At 33.3% G+C, this 865-nt stretch carries 1 protein-coding gene; it reads left to right on the top strand.

The window, feature by feature from the left end:
- Nucleotides 1-305 precede the first annotated feature (305 nt).
- Nucleotides 306-590, top strand: a complete 285-nt coding sequence (locus AAC854_RS22740) for an LCI family antimicrobial peptide (RefSeq protein WP_340619075.1) — start codon at nt 306-308, stop codon at nt 588-590.
- Nucleotides 591-865: the final 275 nt, after the last annotated feature.

Genomic DNA, 865 nt, shown 5'->3' with positions numbered 1-865 from the left:
AACTCATCGTGGCGCGGGTATCCATACTCATAGAGACGCCGGATAGATTTAAGCAAGCCAACCATACATCAAAATGAGTGTTGCAAAAACGGGGAAGACCATAGATTTGCTTTTTTATGAAGAGATGTTTTCTATCTCGGAGTGTCAGATAATTTTTAAATATAAAATAAAAGCATAATAAGTTTTAAATTTTGAAATTGTAAAAACATCTGGTGATGATTTACATTTAGCACGCATTAGAAAATATTATTTGATAAGTAATAAATTTAAATCATAAGTAACAAAACTGTTAAAGGAAATTTTTTATGTTTAAGAAATTCTTCGTGGGTGGTATATTAACAGCTGTTATTGCATTAACTGGAGGCATTGGAACTGCATCGGCAAACATAGATATCCCCTGGCACAACTGTTCTTCTTCTCCTGAAGAATATAATAACGGCCTATATACTAAATATCTTGTTAAAGAGGGTATTGTTTTTCTTGATGTGCGTAATGAAAATGGAATTAAATGGTATTTAAAAGGCTTTAAAAAATTATACGGCTGTGGAATGAATGTTTATGTCGCTAAATATGAAGGTAGAAAATCATAGAAAAATTCTACGAAGAGCCTCTTATTAGAGGCTTCTTTGGCTGAAAGTTACCTCACTCCCCAACGTTTTAAAATAAAACACCCTAAGACTACTGCTCATCTTCGACCTGCCTCATACTGTTGAATGCCTTACAGACAACGGAAGCAATTTGCTTGTATCTTTGTCATATATAACTTTTCAAAATGGTAGGAGTGTCAAAGAAACTCAGTCCAAATTTTGCGAGTTTTGATTTTCCAGAAACAAAAAGGCAAAAAAGAGGACTGAGTTATGCTTAT

The organism is Xenorhabdus entomophaga, from assembly GCF_037996725.1.
In the GTDB taxonomy this organism is placed as follows: domain Bacteria; phylum Pseudomonadota; class Gammaproteobacteria; order Enterobacterales; family Enterobacteriaceae; genus Xenorhabdus; species Xenorhabdus khoisanae.
The sequence above is the reverse complement of the archived record's forward strand: the minus strand, read 5'-3'. Positions and strand labels throughout refer to the sequence as shown.

What these genes read in the sequence shown, in the direction of transcription:
- AAC854_RS22740 (WP_340619075.1), top strand. Translation starts at nt 306, where the DNA reads ATGTTTAAGAAATTCTTCGTGGGTGGTATATTAACAGCTGTTATTGCA.